Below are 17,280 nucleotides of genomic sequence, written 5' to 3'. Positions count from 1 at the left end.
TTTTATCATGTCTATTCATGCACCCTGAAAATTAAGTGTTATATTCACATTTAAAGTTTTTTCAGGAAGGATGATTGGAAATAATACCAGAGAAGATATGACTTTACCTGTAAGCATCCTGTTTAAACATCCAGGGTTCATTCAGAAAACAGACCGCTATTGCTGATTAACAGGAATAACCCCGCCATTGTTTATGCACATCCACGGTTACGAAATACTAAAATGTTAAAAACAAATCTGTAATGACTATGAAAAGGCTGATCCTTGCCATTGCCACGTTATGTATGCCACATATGACCGGGCATGCCCAGACACCTGTTAACCATGCACCTCAGGGTTTTGACGTATTGCGCAATGATATTACCCACGGAAAGATTGACACCATCGTGTACGCTTCCAAAACTGTTGGTACCAGGCGTAAAGCTGTGGTATACACACCCCCTGGTTATTCAAAGAAAACCAGATATCCTGTTTTGTATCTCCTGCATGGTATTGGTGGAGATGAAAAAGAGTGGCTACGTGGTGGCACTCCCCAGGTGATCCTGGATAACCTGTATGCTGACGGCAAATTAGCACCCATGATCGTCGTTATGCCCAATGGAAGAGCGATGAAAGACGACCGGGCGACAGGAAATATTATGGCGCCTGATAAAATCCAGGCGTTCGCTACTTTTGAACAGGACTTACTGCAGGACCTTATTCCTTTTATTGAAAAGCAATTCCCCGTGTTTACTGACAGAGAGCATCGTGCCATTGCCGGTTTATCTATGGGCGGCGGCCAATCGCTTAACTTTGGATTGGGTAATCCTGACAAATTTGCCTGGGTAGGTGGTTTTTCGTCGGCGCCGAACACCCGTAAGCCCGAATTGCTGGTGCCGGATCCTGAAACGGCCAAAAAGCAGCTCAGATTACTTTGGATCTCCTGCGGTGATAATGATAATCTGATCAGCTTCAGTAAACGTACACATGACTACCTGTATGAAAACAAGGTGCCACATGTTTACTATATAGAGCCGGGTGGACATGACTTCAACGTCTGGAAAAACGGTCTCTACATGTTCTCTCAGTTGCTCTTCAAACCTGTTGATCCGGCTGCTTTTGCGAAATATACCGTCCTCGGTACTCCCGCCGCCACCAATGTACGCAATGCCGCGTATCCCCAGATACTTCCCGATAACCGCGTCGTATTCCGTTTGAAAGCGCCACAGGCACAAAGGGTGCAGATTGATCTTGTTAAAAAATATGACCTGGTAAAGGACACTGCCGGATATTGGACTGGCACGACCGACTCTGTTGGCGAAGGCTTTCATTATTATTCGCTCCTGATAGACGGTGTCGCCGTAGCTGATCCGGCCAGCGAAACTTTTTTCGGCATGGGCCGTATGGCCGCCGGCATTGAAATCCCTTTTGCAGATGGCTCATTTTATGCCACCAAAGATGTACCTCATGGTGATGTACGCATTAAACGTTACTTCTCCTCTGTCACTAACTCCTGGCGTCGTTGTCTGGTATACACGCCTCCTGGCTATGACAGTGCAACAGATCAGCAATATCCTGTGCTGTACCTGTTACATGGTGGCGGCGAAGACGAACGGGGATGGAGTGCACAGGGTAAGACCGACCTGATTATCGACAATCTCATTGCTGCCGGACAAGCTAAACCAATGCTGATAGTGATGATGGATGGTAATGTCTCGACAGGAAGCTTTAATGAGCAATCATTGCGGAATTTTGAGAACGAACTAATGCGCGTCGTCGTCCCTTATATTGAAAAGAATTTCCGTGTGGCAGCAACCCCTGGAAACCGGGCACTGGCCGGCCTGTCCATGGGTGGTATACAAACCCTTTATGCAGGTATTAATAACACGGACCAATTCGCCTATCTGGGTGTGTTCAGTTCTGGTTGGTTTGGTGGCAAACAGCCGGCTGCAGAACAACAATATGCTTTCATGAAGCAGTCAGCAGATAAAATAAATGGTAATCTGAAACAATTCTGGATCGCTATGGGCGGCAAAGAAGACATCGCCTATAACAACTGTCAGAATATGCTGGCCAGGTTTGATGAAATGAAGATTAAGTATAGCTACAGTGAATACCCTGGCGGCCACACATGGCCTGTCTGGCGTAACAACCTTTACAAGTTTGCACAGCTATTATTCAAATAATAGCACGCTACGCAGGACTGAAAAAAATGGTATACAGACATAAAAACACTGAGCATTGCTCAACGTCCCCCGCAGCGATACGCAGGCAATATGCCGCCGCGGGGGACTAACCCCCATTTTTTGCAAAATCAACAACTACATAAGTATTTTTTAATATATAAACCATACATTAGCCTCCTATTAAATTGATATCCCTACATCTATGTCAACAAATGCCAAAAAGATCTGGATTTCCATTGGAATCTTTTTTTTCGTGATAGGCGGCATTTCCAAATGCAACGATCACTTTAAAAAAGGCAAAACACGCAGCCACCACGCATCCAGTAAAGACCAGCAGGCTAAACCATTAGCGGTCGCTACTCAGCCAGCCGATTCCTCTAAATGGAAGTATTATAATCATGAAGACCGGATGACGTCTACCATTGCTTACTATGCCGCCGACCTTTATTCTGACGAAAGAATAACTACAGGCGGCTACTGGAAGGATCAGTCAACATCCACTACCACTACAAAAACAACGATCAAAGAGAAAAAGCCATGGTTTCAAACAAAAAACACAACTGATCGTAAAAAATTTGAAGCGACCACTACGACCACGACCACTAACGAATCAGGACCGGAATGGGTGTCCAACACCGGCTTTTTGTTCATACATCTTAAACATAATACCAATAAGAATACTACAGTTGAGATCCTGTCTTCTACCCATCTATTAGATGTAAACTTCAACACTGTCAGAATACGTTTTGACAATAACGAACCCATAAGGTTCAATGTCAGGTCTAACGCAGTAGACAGTGGCAGCGCGAACGGATTCTACATTAATTCGTCTAAGGAGTTCATTACGATGTTAAAAACATCAAAGAAAATACTATTGGAAATCGGTACGGAAGGAAGTGAATTAGCAAGAGTATTTACCTTCCAGGTAGCGGGGTTGGAATGGAATCATTAAAAGAGATCAATTGGCCATGCCCCCGACAAGTCAGTGACTTGTCGGGGGCACTTTTTTATAGGAAGAAAATTAAAACATTAACTGCCGCTTAAACTACCATAACGTCCACTATCTTGTTGCCGTTCCGGATATATTCAACGTTTGATAACTGCCGTTCTGATTCGTATACACCTTTACCTCGTTATTAAAAGACCCACTTCCGTTCAATTTATAGTATACCCTTATCCTTCCCTCCGATCCAGGCATGATGACCTCATTGGGTACTTCAACCTTGCAACCAAGGCGGTTCCAGCTATTCTTCACATCATAGATCGTCACAGGGTCGCTGCCGGTATTTTTGAAATAAAAGTCCTCATAATAACCCTTATTCACGCGCCTGCTGCCTACATTAACGGATTGTCCCTGTTGATAGATACTTGTTCCCGAAGAAAAAGAGGAAGATGAAAATGACAATGTAGATGACCTGCTTCTTCCAATGGTAGTACCTTTACCTCTGTAAAACGGCCGCGGAATATGTGTTGGCTCACGGTTCATCGCAATTGCCAGGCGCTTGAAGTAATTATATGTTTTATCGCCATCCATAGAGTCCGGTAAATAAACATTACTGGCATGCAGCTTTTTGTCAAGATAGAAAACATAGGCACACTCACGTTCTTCAATCGTCTCCGGCAAAAGGCTATCCGCAATTTTAAAAACTCTCATTTTCTTGGCGAGATAATACAAATTTTGATTTTTGGCATTCTCAGGCAGCTCATCAGCGAGAATAATGATATCGTTTGTCGGAGGATAGTTATCTGTAATTTCACGGATCTTCAATAGCTGGATACTTCTCCCTTTCACAGGATAATCATTTTTGATCCTTAATACGAATGTGCTGTCTGATGCTATACACTCCGATAATAGTTGCATCACCCCTTCGCTGTTCCTAACAGTCGCAACCGGATCAATATCAAAGGGCTCGCCCCGGGTTGTATCTACATTGTAGCAGCCAGATAAGCCGGCCACAATACTTAGTAACGCTAATAATAAGGCATAAGGGTTACGTCGATTCGTTAACACAGGAATAAATTAAGGTAATGGGATATTGGTTTCGGTCACGAAGATAACTGAATAAGATGAAAACGTCATTAAGGCGACTCAGGACGATCAATCGCCTGCATCGAAAGGCTACCGGCCAGAGAGACGCTGAAGCGAATCCTGCACAAACAGCACATCAACGGGGAGAATCTCCACTACTCCCGTGTCCCGGCTGATAACTCCGGCGCTCTTAGTATATATAAATAAAGCGTGCCTTCATGGCGGGTATTGATCTTGTCGATGATACTCCTGTCTACCTCCGGCATGTCATTACCCGTACTATCATAGAACTTCCATGAATGATTCACCGCCGACTGTAACACCGTATCAGTTCCACAGGAATTCCTCCATGTAGCCCTGCCGGGAACATAGTTTCCTCTGGTCAGTAATTTTCCGTTCTCATACCAATATGTCCACGGACCTATCTTATAATTATAGTAGGTCCTCGCAGGCCCTCCTGACTGACAATCCATAAACGCACCTATCCCGTATTCCCCCTGCGCATAAATGCTACCCGAGGGGTAATAATACGTCCAGACGCCCGTCATTAATTCCCGCCCTTCCGCAAGTGGGCCCCGATACATCGTTTGAAGTGGCGTGTAATACGGAGGTCGCATATATCCGCTATTATCAATAACTTTCGCTATTCCAGCTGTCCATTTCCGGCCGGAATGAATGTCCGTATCTGGACACTTCCATCCGCCAGAAAAAGGGAAGACAGCCACAGGAGCCATTATAGACGAATGGCAATCTTTTTGTTCCTACAGATTACATTAAGATTGCCACTATAATACCAACAACCATTATGTTAAAGAACTATCTTAAAATTGCCTGGCGGAACCTGTCCCGGAAGAAGGCCTATTCGGCCATCAACATCACCGGGCTGGCAATTGGCATCACCTGTTGTATCCTGATCATGATGTATGTGCAGGATGAGCTGTCATATGACCGGTACAATACCCGGTTTGACCGGATCTACCGGGTGACACATGCCTACCGGAATGCTAAGAATGCCGACAGGAACGTCGCCCCCTCCCCTGAAGAATACCAGGTATGGGGAAATGCGCCGACTGCTCCTGCCCTGGCGGCCGACTTTCCGCAGATAGAGAAAATAGTGCAGTTCACCAGCCCCAATACCTTCCTGCTGGAGCACGGTGACAAACACTTCCAGGAAGAAGGGATGGTATTCACCGACTCAACTGTCTTTGACGTATTCAGCTGGAAGATGCTGGCCGGCAATCCGAAACAGGCCCTCGTTGCCCCTAACAGCATCGTGCTGACACAAAGTCTGGCCCGGAAATATTTTGGCGATCAGAACCCCGTTGGAAAAACACTGCGCGTAGAAAACCAGGAGGCCTTCACCGTAACGGGTATGATCGAAGACGTACCTGCCAATTCACATCTTACCTTCCAGGCACTGGTCTCCATGACCACCTTCATAAAATGGCGTCCCGAGATCTTTAATGAATGGGGATACATTGACTTCTATACTTATTTCCTGCTGGCTCCTCACACAAATATTAAAACGCTGGCGGCCAAGATTCCCGACTATGTATCCCGTCATTACCCGAAGAACAATAATGATCTTTACACCATCGCTTTTGAGCCTTTATCAGCCGCATACCTGCACTCAAAAGCCCAGCGACAGCCAGGTCCTACGGGTAGTCTGTCGAACGTGTACATCTTTTCAATGATCGGCATCTTCATCCTGCTCATTGCCTGCATCAATTTCGTAAACCTCTCTACTGCCCGCTCCATGGAAAGGGCACGGGAAGTTGGTGTAAGAAAGGCTGTAGGCGCCTATCAGCGGGGCCTGATATACCAGTTCCTCACAGAGTCCATCCTGATCTCATTCGCAGCTGTATTGCTGTCCGTAATACTTACGACTATCGCCCTGCCATTTATCAGTGAAATATCGGGTAAGCCTCTTAACTATAAATTGCTTCTGTCCTGGAAGATCACACCTATACTTGCTATCATGCCCTTCCTCTTAGGATTGCTGGCCGGCACCTATCCGGCCTGGGTATTATCACGGTTCAGGCCTGTAGAAGTACTGAAAGGTCAGTTCCGTTCGTCCAACAAAGGCGTCGCCCTACGTAAGGGATTGGTAGTGGTGCAGTTCAGTTTATCTGTTGCACTGATCGCAGGTACCATGATCGTTTATTCTCAGCTCCGGCATATGCGGTCGCATACACTGGGCTTCCGTCAGGATCAGATGCTGGTGATCGACTATGGTGGCGACCAGAAAGTGAATGAATCAGTAGAAGCCATCAAAGCCGCACTGGCCGAAAACCCTGCGGTACAGTCCATCTCCGCGTCCAGGGCCGTACCAGGCGATTTCTACCCGAATGGCACCACTCATATTGAGTCCCGTAGTGGTGACATGAAAAGTGAAACACCTGCCATGTACGAGATTGACTACGATTTCATCCCGGTATATGAAATAAAAATGGCAGCTGGAAGGCCGTACTCCCGCAACTTCCCTGTTGATGCGGAAGGATCTCTCCTGATCAATGAAGCGGCCATGAAACAATATGGCTATTCAGATCCTCAGGAGATCGTCGGTAAACGTTTTGAACAATGGGGACGCAAAGGAACCGTCATTGGTGTGGTAAAAGATTTTAATTATCAGTCCCTGCACAAAAAAGTGGAGCCACTAGCCATGAGAATGGCGCCTTATCAGTCACTGAATAAGCTATCGCTCCGTATAAAGACAGATCATCTATCCCAGACTTTAAAAGCACTCGAACAGAGATGGCGTACCCTCGTACCACATCGCCCGTTCCTCTATAGCTTCCTGGACCAGTCGTTCAACAAACAGTACAAACAGGACGCCCGCTTCGGAGAACTGTTCGCAGCCTTTGCCGCCCTGACGATCCTGATCGCCTGCCTGGGACTATTCGGATTGGCGACCTACACCACCGAACAGCGGGTAAAAGAGATCGGCGTACGAAAGGTAATGGGCGCCTCTGTCACCAATATCGTTACTTTGCTTTCCTCTGATTTTGTAAAACTCGTACTAATAGCCATTCTCATCGCCACACCGGCAATATGGTGGGCTATGCAGGAATGGTTGCAGGGCTTTGCCTACCGGGTAGCCATACAATGGTGGATGATCGGTATCGCAGGGGTATTGAGCGTCATGACCGCACTGCTGACGGTCAGCCTGCTGGCAGTCAAAGCGGCACTCATGAATCCAGTAAAAGCATTAAGATCAGAATAACACCACCTGCACACCTGTAAAACTGCAACACACCAAAGTCAGCTTCTCTGCCCTTGGGTGTGTTGCAGTTTTCTTGCCTTCCTGCTAAACATATTCCCCTCTTTACGCTGCAGTAAATGAGTTGTATTTTTTTTGGTATTTGTTAGCCAATTCATCGTTTTCCTTCTCCCTCCATCAAATAATACCTCCATTCATTTTAACTTCCATCAATGGAAGTGTACCCAGGTATCATCCAACGAACCAACTTACTCATCGCACTGTTTGTTAGTTAATCATCGTACATCATGAAAGAGGAACAGAAAACGCCATCAGCCGAGAATCCTGTAAAGCTGTTAAAACTTGAACTGAAGCCTGCCAAACACTGGGCTGCCGGTATTCCGGCTGTATTAGCAGCGCTCAGTGATCTGCAGGAAGAGCGTATCGCCTTCAGGGGCATGAAAGCATTACTAAAGATGAACCAGCGGGGCGGATTTGACTGTCCCAGCTGTGCATGGCCTGACCCGGATGATGAACGTTCTCCGATAGGGGAATACTGTGAGAATGGCGCCAAGGCACTGGCGGAAGAAGCGACAGGAAAAAAGCTGACAGCCGAATTCTTCGCAGAAAATGCAGTAGCTGATCTGGCCAGTCTGACAGACTATGAAATTGGAAAGAAAGGCCGGCTCGCAGAACCGATGTACATGCCCAAAGGCGGAACGCATTATCAGCCGATCAGCTGGCAGGATGCCTTTAATAAGATCGGACAACATCTGAATGCGCTTGATTCTCCTGATGAAGCGGCGTTCTATACCTCCGGACGTACCAGCAACGAGGCGTCTTTTGTATATCAGTTATTTGTCAGAGAATTTGGTACGAACAACATGCCCGACTGCTCCAATATGTGTCATGAGACTTCAGGTGTTGCCCTGGCCGATGTGATCGGACTGGGAAAAGGATCTGTCACACTTGATGACTTTTATGATACGGATGTTATTGTCATCATAGGTCATAATCCCGGCACAAATGCGCCACGCATGATGAGTGCCCTTGAAAAAGGGAAGCGCAACGGTGCAAAGGTCATTGCTATCAATCCGTTGCCGGAAGCGGGATTGATGGGGTTCCGGAATCCACAACAGTTCAATGGTGTTATCGGACACGGGGTTAAGCTGGCCGACCTGTTCCTGCAGGTGAAGATCAATGGAGATATGGCCTTACTGAAGGCTATTGAACTACTCTTGTATGAAGCAGAACAGAGGGCCCCCGGACAGGTATTTAATCACGATTTTATCAATGAAAATACTGTCGGTTATCAGGCGTTCATTCAGCAGCTCAGCACCTATCAGTTACATGAACTGGCCGCATCCGCCGCTGTACCGGTAGCGGATATACAGGCAGCAGCAGATATTTTGCGTGACAAGAAACGCATCATCGTGTGCTGGGGAATGGGACTGACGCAACAGAAGAACGGTGTGGATATGCTAAAGGAGATCGTCAACCTGTTGTTATTAAAAGGAAGTATCGGCATCAGGGGAGGCGGTGTTTGTCCTGTCCGCGGGCATAGTAACGTACAGGGAAACCGTACCATGATGATCATGGAAAAACCTCGTCAGGAACAGCTGGACCGGCTGCAGAAAGTATTTGGATTTAATCCGCCGCGTGAACATGGATATGATGTAGTGAAAACGATAAAGGCCATGCACGAAGGCAAGGTAAAGGTGTTCTTCGGGATGGGCGGCAATTTCCTGTCAGCTACACCAGATACTACCTTCACAGCAGCTGCCATGAGAAAACTGAAACTGAGTGTACAGGTATCTACCAAATTAAACCGCGGCCACCTGGTACATGGCGAAGAAGCATTGATCCTGCCTGCATTATCCCGTAGTGATATTGACATGGTCAACGGCGTACATCAGTTCATCAGTACCGAGAACTCTATGGGCGTTGTACAATCATCCAAAGGGATGCTGAAACCAGTATCCGATCAGTTGCTCAATGAAACACACATTGTATGCAGAATGGCAAAAGCCACACTGGGAGACCGCTCGGTGGTGAACTGGGACCTGTTTGAAAACAGCTACGACGCCGTAAGAGATGCCATCGCGGCCTGTATTCCCGGGTTTGAAGATTACAACACGAAAGTCAGGCAACGCAGCGGGTTCTATCTTCCCAATGGCCCCAGAGAAGGCAAATTTAAAAGTAGTATTTCCGATACACGTGCCGCCTTTTCAGTAACAGGTGTACCGCTCAACCAGCTTGCGGCAGACGAATATGCCATGGCGACCACACGCACGCACGATCAGTTCAACACAACGATCTATGGGCTTGAAGACCGGTACAGGGGCATCAGGAATGAGCGCCGTGTCATATTCATGAATCCTGTTGATATGGAAAAGGCAGGCTTCGCAGAGGGCGATAAAGTAGATCTTTTCAATTATGATGATGGTATTGAACGGGTGGCCCGACTGTTCCTGGTAGTGCCTTACAGTATACCGGAAAAGGATACCGTCACCTATTTCCCCGAGACGAATGTGCTTGTCTCTATCAATAATACGGTAGACGAAAGTAATATGCCGGCATCAAAACGGGTGGTCATCAAGATCAGAAGACATCAGGAAGTTTAAAACAAGGAATATCATCAATAAATCAACTATTAAAGAAAGGTGTATCAGTCATTGGTACACCTTGTTCATTTAGATGGTATCGAGGCTTCAGGAAAATATAAACAGTAGCGGGAACGGTGTAAGTCCCGTATCTTTGCTGAGCAAACTGCATGAATATGGAAACAGGGAATACATCAAAAGACCCTTTACACGGCCTTACGCTCGAAAAGATCATCACACACCTGGTAGAAAGCTTCGGATGGGAAGAGCTGGGCTACCAGATCAGGATCAACTGCTTTATCAGTGATCCTTCCATACAGTCCAGCCTGAAGTTCCTGCGTAAAACGCCCTGGGCAAGGACCAAAGTAGAAGACTTCTACAAATACGCCTTACGCACAGGTAAACTGAAATAACGCACGATCCGGAAAATAAATAAAAAACGCCTCCTGAACTCAGGGGGCGTTTTCAGTTAGTTTAGATACGCACAGCTACTATTAATAATTGTGGGCGAACATACAACTAACAAACACTATAAAGAAGATCAGTGACATATAAACGGCACCGATCCCCCGTCCTGCATAATGTCAAATCCGAAGTAGCCAGCGGATACCCGTACCTGTTTGTATTATTCTCTGGAAATCCGGGTCCGGATCCTTATCTTAACAGGCATGGTCAATAAAATATCTTTCTTCAGCGCGTTACTGGTGACCGGCATCATATCCAATGGCCTGGCCCAGCAACCCGCTATCTTCCTGGCTGATCCAACGATCTTCGCTGATAAAGGAAAGTTCTATCTCTACGGCACCGGCAGTAATAAAGGTTTTCCTGTATATACATCAGATAACCTGGCCACCTGGGCACCTGTAAAGGGCACCACGGATACCCTTGCACTGAGACGTGGCGAGGCCTTCGGAGCCGGTGGCTTCTGGGCCCCGCAGGTCATTGCCCGCAATGGCCGATACTACATGGCGTATACTGCTGACGAGCACATCGCTATTGCCAGGGCGACGAGTCCGGCGGGGCCTTTCAAACAGGATAGCCTCTTTGCGCTCAGCGGTACGGGCAAGCAGATCGATCCCTTCCTCTTCTTCGATGACGATGGAAAAGTTTACCTCTACCATGTCAGATTACAGAACGGTAACCGGATCTTCGTCGTGGAAATGAAGCCCGACCTCTCTGATATCATTCCCGGTACGGAAAAAGAATGTATATCCGGTACTGCCGGATGGGAGAATACTGCCGGATCGGACTGGCCGGTCACGGAGGGGCCTACGGTACTGAAGTATGAAAATAACTACTACCTTATTTATTCTGCGAATGATTTCCGGAACAAGGATTACGCTGTAGGTTATGCTACTGCCCCATCGCCTGCAGGCCCCTGGACAAAGTATGAAGGCAACCCGATCATCAGCAGGCATACCATCGGGTATAACGGCAGTGGCCATGGGGACGTCTTTACTGATAGGAAACAACAGATGTATTATGTATTACATACACACCATGATCAGGAGAAGGTATCTCCCCGGGTAACGGGTATGCTGAAACTGGCATTTAAACGCTCGAAATCCGGTCCTTCTCTCCTGGTGGCAGATAAGACCTCGTTCCGGTGGCTGAAGGTAAAATAGCCGCCTCTCTGTCAATTAAACAGCGACGCCGGAGAAAGTCTCCGGCATCGCTGCTTATACGCTGAACAATATAATCTTATCCGGTCACTCCACACCCTTTACCCTCATCTGCAGGGTATATACGGCTTCCGAAGCGGTAATGAACAGCATGTTCCTTTTTTTGCCGCCAAAACACACATTACCCGTCCAGTTTGCAGATACCGGTATATTTCCTAACTTTTTTCCCGTCTGGTCATATACCGTCACTCCACGTCCTGTGATATACAGATTCCCCTCGTTATCCAGTGTCATCCCATCAGAGCCCTGTGGCACAAACTCCTGGCGATCCGTCAGGCGACCATCTGCTCCAATCGCATACCGATAGGTCTTATTCGCCTGTATATCGGCAACATACAGGTACTTTCCATCTGGTGTGCCTACAATACCATTCGGCTTCACCACACTATCTTCTACTATCACCGGCCTGCTGGCGCCTTTAGGCAGATAATACACCTTCTGACCCGGGATCTCCGGCTGCTTACGCTCCCAGTAATCACGTTGATAGTAAGGGTCTGTAAAGTAAATACCTCCCTTCGGATCAATCCACAGGTCATTAGGACCATTCAGGTGTTTTCCCTCGTACTCACTGAGTAACACCGTTACCTTCTTCCCCGGACCGATAGACCATAGTTCATTCTTCTCATCTGCGCATGCGATCAGGTTCCCCTGTCTGTCAAAATACAACCCGTTGGAACGACCTGTCTTATCCATGAACAAGGATAAATGACCTGCCCTGTCATACTTCCATATTTTATCATTCGGCTGGTCGGTGAAGTAAATATCCCCCCGCTTATTAACTGCGGGCCCTTCTGAGAAAGCAAATGTTCCGGACACCTTCTTCAACTCAGCACCCGGCGCCACTACTGCCGGAAGATTTGTCTGCTGTGCAGATACGCTTACTCCGGTAGCGGCTGCAATGAAATTAATTAACACAATAACGTGGATCCTGCTCATACGCTTATTTTGAGAAAGTTAGTAACTGTCCTCCAGATTACGAAATACCGGCACTATCACTTCCCAAAACCCTGTTAAACTTCCATCAGCCCTATCACCCGGATCAACCCATTGGCCCCAGGTTTGATATACTTCATGGTATCATCTGTCTCCACATATTGTGGGAAGAGCAGTCATTAAGCATACAACTAACAGAAGATCATTTATGAGAAGCGAAGTGAAAGCGCCTAAGCCCTCCGGCTTATACCCCTACCAGGAACGCGACCTTAATATACTATTTGAAAAGGTAACGAATGCCCCTAAAGGCAACAGGATCCTTTACCAGCTGCCTACCGGCGGAGGAAAAACCGTTATTTTCTCTGAAATAGCTAAATGGTATGTCACCTGTCATCACCGTAAGGCGATTGTACTTACGCACCGTGTTGAATTATGTGACCAGACAGCTGCCACGCTGAAGAAAGCTGGTATCAAAACCAGGGTGATCAATAGCAGTGTCAAACAGGTCCGGAAGAAAGATAACTATGACAGCTATGTTGCCATGGTGGAAACACTGCGTAACCGCCTTAAAGACGGCCTGTTCGACCCTTCACAGATCGGTCTGGTGATTATTGATGAGGCACACCATAATGCTTTTCAGAAGCTGCTGCATAAATTTCCTGACGCCATCGTTATCGGTGTCACTGCGACCCCTTTAAGTTCGGATGCCGACCTACCCATGAAGAAGAGCTATCAGGAACTGGTGATTGGCGAAAGCATCGGCAACCTGATCAGCCAGGGGTATCTCGCACGACCTGTCACCTGGCGGTATGATGTGGAACTAAACTCATTGAAGACGGGTATTTATGGTGACTTTACCATCAGCAGTTCCGACGAGTTATATTCTTCCAGAGCAATGCTCGAATTGCTGTTACATGCATATGAAACACACGCAAAAAATAAAAAGACGCTGATCTTCAACAACGGGATATTTACCTCAAGGAATGTCTGCAAACTATTTGAAGATGCAGGCTATCCTGTCAGACATCTCGACAACCGGCAAACTGCCGCGGAACGCGAAGACATTCTCAGATGGTTTAAGAAGACCAAAGGCGCCATTCTCACGTCTGTATCTATCCTGACCACGGGCTTTGATGAGCCATCCATCCAGGCGGTGATCCTGAACCGTGCCACGACTTCACTGACATTATACCATCAGATGATCGGAAGGGGCTCCAGAAGCCTGCCAAAGAAAAAGACCTTCAACATCATCGATCTGGGTAATAATGTTGAACGTTTCGGAGAATGGCAGGCACCCGTAGACTGGCAACTGATATTCGACAGACCGGAAGCATTCATGGCATACGTCCATCAGCAGTCAACCCGTGAGGCACATGTCATATCGGCCGACCTCCGCTCCGACTTTCCCAACACATTACAGTTCTCATTTGATGTGCAGGAAGCCTGGCAGCAGGCACTGGATGCCGGCCTGAAACCTGCCACCGTTATTAGGGACGCTATCAGGCAACACGTCGTGATGTGCATCGAGAACAGTGACTCTATTGCACATGCGATGGAACTGGCTGATAAACTGGACCAGGAAATACAATGGCGCGTAAAACAATACGGCAAATGCCTGGGAAAAGTGACAAAGAACTATACTGAATGGCTGGTATCCGACTATAAATCCAGGCTCAAAACACTTATTCAGAAAATAATGCAAAGAAATATGGCCAGAAAGAGCAGACGCAAAGCTGCATAATGATGTGGCTGAAGATAAACAGCTATAAAATGCTGCTGTGACTTAAAACCTCATATTCACCTCCGTACGAGCATGACTTACCAGCATTGTAACCCGGCACGTTTTTCGGCTCCCTTGCTATAGTGCATGGTCTCTAGCAGACTGCCCATTATAGTTTATTAATGTTAAACGTCGCTTATGCTCGCTATGAACTACAGAGGCCCTTTCAGGGTCCGTGCTGAACAGAAACCTGAACCGGAAATACTCCATCCGGAAGATGCAATTGTCCGCGTATTACGCTCATGCATTTGCGGATCTGACCTTCACCTGTATCACGGACTCGTGCCGGATACCCGCGTCGGATCAACCTTTGGCCATGAATTTATCGGCATTGTCGAAACCGTTGGATCTGGTGTACAAAAGCTGAAAACAGGAGATAAAGTCCTGGTGCCTTTCAACATCGCCTGCGGCAAATGCGCCTTCTGTAAACAGGAGCTTTTTGGCAATTGCCATGAATCAAATCCTGAGGCAACTGCTGTGGGAGGCATCTATGGATATTCACATACTGCCGGTGGCTTCGATGGCGGACAGGCGGAATATGTGCGCGTTCCGTACGCGGATGTAGGCCCGGTCGTGATACCGGAAGATATGCACCCTGATGACGCAGTATTGCTCACTGATGTAGTCCCGACAGGCTACCAGGCGGCCGAAATGGGCGGCATCAAAAAAGGGGATACCGTCGTTGTGTTCGGCGCAGGGCCTGTTGGTATCATGGCTGCTAAATGCGCCTGGCTATTTGGCGCTGGTAGGGTGATCATTATCGACCATCTTGAATACAGACTCGACTTCGCCCGTAACTATGCGCAATGTGAGGCATACAACTTCCGCTCCATGGAAGATCCTGTGTTATTCCTGAAGAAAACAACGGACTGGTTTGGTGCCGACGTTTGTATAGACGCGGTAGGCGGAGATGCTGCCGGTAATGCCATGCAAACCATCACCGGCAGAAAGATGATGTTACAGGCTGGCTCTGCCACTGCATTACACTGGGCGATCAATTCCGTAAAGAAAGGTGGCATCGTCTCTATTGTGGGTGTGTATGGTCCTACCGATAACCTGATCCCTATTGGCAATGTAGTCAACAAAGGTATTACTATACGCGCCAATCAGGCGTCCGTTAAACGGCTGCTGCCGCGATTGATAGAGCATATCAGGTCAGGTTATATTGACCCGAAAGCGATCATCTCACATCGTATCCCTCTTGAAGAGGTAGCAGATGCCTACCATATGTTCTCTGCCAAACTGGATAATTGTATTAAACCAATTCTTATTCCACCGTCTGCAAGACAATAAATATGCTTACTATGGACTTAGAGAAAAAATTTGCACATATCAAAGGTTGGGGCGTAGATGCGGATCCTGAAAATGAGCCCACATACCCCATAAAGAAATATACCGGCGATGACCATCAGCGGACCAACTGGGAACGCCCTCCGCAGCAACCGGTTACCGTTGAGATACTTCATTCCAATGAACGTCCGGGCGTTTCAGCTGTTTTCGGTACGTCCTGCCCACCTGAAGGACTAAGTGGCAATATCCGCCGGTATGCCTTTAAACACAGTGAATCCAGCTATGGCCACTGGCTCCCCTTGTTACTGGCCGACCGTGTAAACGTGGTGGAAGGTATTATCGATGATCTCAAAAAGGGACATGTACCCAACATCTTTGCAGAGAAAGGCTGGAAAGCAGCCTGGAAATACAATCGTGCCGGATTGATAAAAAAAATCGCACTAACAGCATTGGCCACAACAGCTGTGGTAATGCTGTATAAAAGTGCCAGATCAAAGAGCCGGTAAAATAGTTATCCGATGCCGGCGTTTGCTGATCTAAAGATCACTACAGGTAAATCACTACATAGTGAACACCCCAATAAGAGTATACCCGATTACGTTGCATATATCTTCGTGCCTGGTATGGTTTGACAGCTATTGCACTGGTTGTCCGGCCATACCAGGAAATATATAGCCTGTTACACAGCAGTCATCTATTGATCACTAAACAGTATTAAATAATTTCCAGCTGATCACCGGCATATAGTTGGCAGCCTTATTGTATAATAAACTCCCGTTTACAGCCAATTATCAATGACTAATTATTTACTACTTATGACCAACAGGCGCATACTAACTGTGCTGACAGCCTTCTTCTGCGTATATGCGATGACTGCCAACGGGCAGGAGAAGATCAATACAGACCGTCCTGACCAGACAGATGGCGCCACTGTTATTGACCCCAAAAGTCTCCAGCTTGAGACAGAATTCTACTACAATAAATTCAGCTCCGGGCAAACAGCCCTGATATCCTCTTCGTTACTGCGATATGGATTGCTCAAAAACGTCGAGGCCAGACTATTGGTCGAACAGGGCAAAGAACGGGATCTCTTTATCTCCGAAACAACACAGGGGCAGTATCCGCTGGCGTTAAGCACGAAGATCGCATTGCTGAAAGACAAAAAAAGCTTACCTGACATATCGCTCATCTCTTATCTGCACATTCCAATTACCTCGAAAAAAGGGAACTATGGCTACTGGTCGCCACTATTTGTGCTCGTGCTCGAGAAAGCGTTCGATAAACTCACTGTTGCCGCTAACGCCTCCTATAAACAGGAAGCATTTGAAAAGCAGTGGGGCTGGCAGCTGAGTGGAGATGTAAAATATGAACTAACAGATCATCTATCCGTCTTTGGTGAATACTTTGGACAGTTTGCTGCCGGAGAATCACCAGTTCATAATGCCGACGGTGGGTTCTTATATCACCTGTCAGCCGACTGGCTGGTACATCTGGCATTCGGTCATACTCTCTTTACTACAGAAAGTAATTACTTCGGTAACGCCGGACTCGCATTCAGGATCCATTGATCATTGATCCCTGGCGGCGTCGCTGTCTGTC

Annotated in this window: 13 protein-coding genes; 10 read left to right on the top strand and 3 right to left on the bottom strand. The window is 47.2% G+C overall.

What is annotated here, in order from left to right:
- Positions 1 to 248 precede the first annotated feature (248 nt).
- Positions 249 to 2,165, top strand: coding sequence for an alpha/beta hydrolase-fold protein (locus GWR21_RS27695; protein WP_162334951.1), 1,917 nt, complete (start codon positions 249 to 251; stop codon positions 2,163 to 2,165).
- 202 nt (positions 2,166 to 2,367) lie between these two features.
- Positions 2,368 to 3,117, top strand: coding sequence for a hypothetical protein (locus GWR21_RS27690; RefSeq protein ID WP_162334950.1), 750 nt, complete (start codon positions 2,368 to 2,370; stop codon positions 3,115 to 3,117).
- A gap of 108 nt (positions 3,118 to 3,225) precedes the next feature.
- Here the strand turns inward: GWR21_RS27690 and GWR21_RS27685 are convergent, their stop codons facing one another.
- Positions 3,226 to 4,176, bottom strand: coding sequence for a DUF1573 domain-containing protein (locus GWR21_RS27685; RefSeq protein WP_162334949.1), 951 nt, complete (start codon positions 4,174 to 4,176; stop codon positions 3,226 to 3,228).
- Between the two features lie 173 nt (positions 4,177 to 4,349).
- On the bottom strand, positions 4,350 to 4,811 hold the full coding sequence (locus tag GWR21_RS27680; RefSeq protein ID WP_162334948.1) for a toxin-antitoxin system YwqK family antitoxin: 462 nt from the start codon (positions 4,809 to 4,811) through the stop codon (positions 4,350 to 4,352).
- 188 nt (positions 4,812 to 4,999) lie between these two features.
- On the opposite strand from GWR21_RS27680, the gene GWR21_RS27675 reads away from it, so the two are divergent.
- The 4 genes from GWR21_RS27675 to GWR21_RS27660 all read left to right on the top strand — a co-directional run bounded on the left by GWR21_RS27675 (position 5,000) and on the right by GWR21_RS27660 (position 11,621).
- On the top strand, positions 5,000 to 7,417 hold the full coding sequence (locus tag GWR21_RS27675) for an ABC transporter permease (RefSeq protein WP_162334947.1): 2,418 nt from the start codon (positions 5,000 to 5,002) through the stop codon (positions 7,415 to 7,417).
- A gap of 284 nt (positions 7,418 to 7,701) precedes the next feature.
- Positions 7,702 to 10,017, top strand: coding sequence for an FdhF/YdeP family oxidoreductase (locus GWR21_RS27670; RefSeq protein WP_162334946.1), 2,316 nt, complete (start codon positions 7,702 to 7,704; stop codon positions 10,015 to 10,017).
- 155 nt (positions 10,018 to 10,172) lie between these two features.
- Positions 10,173 to 10,409: a VF530 family protein gene (locus GWR21_RS27665; protein ID WP_162334945.1), complete on the top strand. Its 237-nt coding sequence runs from the start codon at positions 10,173 to 10,175 to the stop codon at positions 10,407 to 10,409.
- Positions 10,410 to 10,664: 255 nt separating this feature from the next.
- Complete coding sequence (locus GWR21_RS27660; RefSeq protein WP_162334944.1) at positions 10,665 to 11,621, top strand: glycoside hydrolase family 43 protein; 957 nt, start codon at positions 10,665 to 10,667, stop codon at positions 11,619 to 11,621.
- Positions 11,622 to 11,705: 84 nt separating this feature from the next.
- Here the strand turns inward: GWR21_RS27660 and GWR21_RS27655 are convergent, their stop codons facing one another.
- Positions 11,706 to 12,614 carry an SMP-30/gluconolactonase/LRE family protein gene (locus tag GWR21_RS27655; RefSeq protein WP_162334943.1) on the bottom strand — a complete coding sequence of 303 codons (909 nt, stop codon included), beginning with the start codon at positions 12,612 to 12,614 and terminating at the stop codon, positions 11,706 to 11,708.
- A gap of 205 nt (positions 12,615 to 12,819) precedes the next feature.
- On the opposite strand from GWR21_RS27655, the gene GWR21_RS27650 reads away from it, so the two are divergent.
- From GWR21_RS27650 to GWR21_RS27635, 4 genes are all read left to right on the top strand, one after another.
- Positions 12,820 to 14,352: a DEAD/DEAH box helicase gene (locus GWR21_RS27650; RefSeq protein WP_162334942.1), complete on the top strand. Its 1,533-nt coding sequence runs from the start codon at positions 12,820 to 12,822 to the stop codon at positions 14,350 to 14,352.
- A gap of 177 nt (positions 14,353 to 14,529) precedes the next feature.
- Positions 14,530 to 15,684, top strand: coding sequence for a zinc-dependent alcohol dehydrogenase (locus tag GWR21_RS27645; RefSeq protein ID WP_162334941.1), 1,155 nt, complete (start codon positions 14,530 to 14,532; stop codon positions 15,682 to 15,684).
- 11 nt (positions 15,685 to 15,695) lie between these two features.
- A complete protein-coding gene (locus GWR21_RS27640) occupies positions 15,696 to 16,187 on the top strand; it encodes a hypothetical protein (RefSeq protein WP_162334940.1) in 492 nt (163 codons plus the stop codon).
- A gap of 309 nt (positions 16,188 to 16,496) precedes the next feature.
- Positions 16,497 to 17,249: a transporter gene (locus GWR21_RS27635; RefSeq protein ID WP_162334939.1), complete on the top strand. Its 753-nt coding sequence runs from the start codon at positions 16,497 to 16,499 to the stop codon at positions 17,247 to 17,249.
- Positions 17,250 to 17,280: the final 31 nt, after the last annotated feature.

The organism is Chitinophaga agri (genome assembly GCF_010093065.1).
Taxonomy (GTDB): Bacteria; Bacteroidota; Bacteroidia; order Chitinophagales; family Chitinophagaceae; genus Chitinophaga; species Chitinophaga agri.
This window is presented reverse-complemented; position numbering and strand designations above follow the sequence as displayed.

What these genes read in the sequence shown, in the direction of transcription:
- GWR21_RS27690 (WP_162334950.1), top strand. Translation starts at nt 2,368, where the DNA reads ATGTCAACAAATGCCAAAAAGATCTGGATTTCCATTGGAATCTTTTTT.
- GWR21_RS27645 (WP_162334941.1), top strand. Translation starts at nt 14,530, where the DNA reads ATGCTCGCTATGAACTACAGAGGCCCTTTCAGGGTCCGTGCTGAACAG.
- GWR21_RS27680 (WP_162334948.1), bottom strand. Translation starts at nt 4,811, where the DNA reads ATGCGACCTCCGTATTACACGCCACTTCAAACGATGTATCGGGGCCCA.
- GWR21_RS27640 (WP_162334940.1), top strand. Translation starts at nt 15,696, where the DNA reads ATGGACTTAGAGAAAAAATTTGCACATATCAAAGGTTGGGGCGTAGAT.
- GWR21_RS27670 (WP_162334946.1), top strand. Translation starts at nt 7,702, where the DNA reads ATGAAAGAGGAACAGAAAACGCCATCAGCCGAGAATCCTGTAAAGCTG.
- GWR21_RS27695 (WP_162334951.1), top strand. Translation starts at nt 249, where the DNA reads ATGAAAAGGCTGATCCTTGCCATTGCCACGTTATGTATGCCACATATG.
- GWR21_RS27665 (WP_162334945.1), top strand. Translation starts at nt 10,173, where the DNA reads ATGGAAACAGGGAATACATCAAAAGACCCTTTACACGGCCTTACGCTC.
- GWR21_RS27660 (WP_162334944.1), top strand. Translation starts at nt 10,665, where the DNA reads ATGGTCAATAAAATATCTTTCTTCAGCGCGTTACTGGTGACCGGCATC.
- GWR21_RS27650 (WP_162334942.1), top strand. Translation starts at nt 12,820, where the DNA reads ATGAGAAGCGAAGTGAAAGCGCCTAAGCCCTCCGGCTTATACCCCTAC.
- GWR21_RS27675 (WP_162334947.1), top strand. Translation starts at nt 5,000, where the DNA reads ATGTTAAAGAACTATCTTAAAATTGCCTGGCGGAACCTGTCCCGGAAG.
- GWR21_RS27635 (WP_162334939.1), top strand. Translation starts at nt 16,497, where the DNA reads ATGACCAACAGGCGCATACTAACTGTGCTGACAGCCTTCTTCTGCGTA.
- GWR21_RS27655 (WP_162334943.1), bottom strand. Translation starts at nt 12,614, where the DNA reads ATGAGCAGGATCCACGTTATTGTGTTAATTAATTTCATTGCAGCCGCT.